Annotated in this window: 1 protein-coding gene; it reads right to left on the minus strand. The window is 45.9% G+C overall.

Translation table 11 applies throughout. The features are described 5' to 3' along the window. Positions 1 to 101: 101 nt before the first annotated feature. Positions 102 to 653: RNA-guided endonuclease TnpB family protein (locus tag DW743_RS17860; protein ID WP_147345123.1), on the minus strand; the 552-nt coding region annotated here is incomplete at its 5' end.

Below are 653 nucleotides of genomic sequence, written 5' to 3' on the forward strand. Positions count from 1 at the left end.
ACTGCATTGACGAATACCTTACGGTACTGCAATGTCTTACACAGTGTCCACAAGCTATGTTTATCCTGTTCCCGTATGCCCTACGGTACAGCTTTTCATCTTTATGCAGACTGCATCTGCAGTGCTTTTTTCAGAATATTAATGCCTGCATTCGTATCCCGGTCATGAACTGCATGGCATTTCGGGCACTCCCAGATACGAATGCTCAGATTTTTTATCCGTGGATTTCTGTAGCCGCAAGAGCTGCAGGTCTGACTGCTCGGATACATCGTTGGTACTCTGTGAAGTTCATTTCCATACCAGCTGGCTTTATATTCCAGCATTTCGAAAAACTTTGCCCAGGAAACACTTGCTATGGATTTTGCCAGTTTATGGTTCCGGATCATTCCCTTCACGTTCAGATCCTCGATACAGATGGTTTGGTTTTCGCGCACCAGCATCGTTGACTGTTTCTGCAGGAAATCATTCCGCTGATTGGCTATTTTCTCATGCACTCTGGCTACCCTGAGCCGCTGCTTCCCACGGTTATGGGAATCTTTCTGCTTCCGGGAAAGTCTGCGCTGTTCTCTTATGAGTTTTCGCATGGCGCGTTCCAGATATCTGGGATTTGATACCGTATTTCCATTGCTGTCAGAATAGAATGCTTTGATTCC

This window comes from Blautia sp. AM28-27 (genome assembly GCF_003480905.1).
In the GTDB taxonomy this organism is placed as follows: Bacteria; Bacillota; Clostridia; order Lachnospirales; family Lachnospiraceae; genus Fusicatenibacter; species Fusicatenibacter saccharivorans.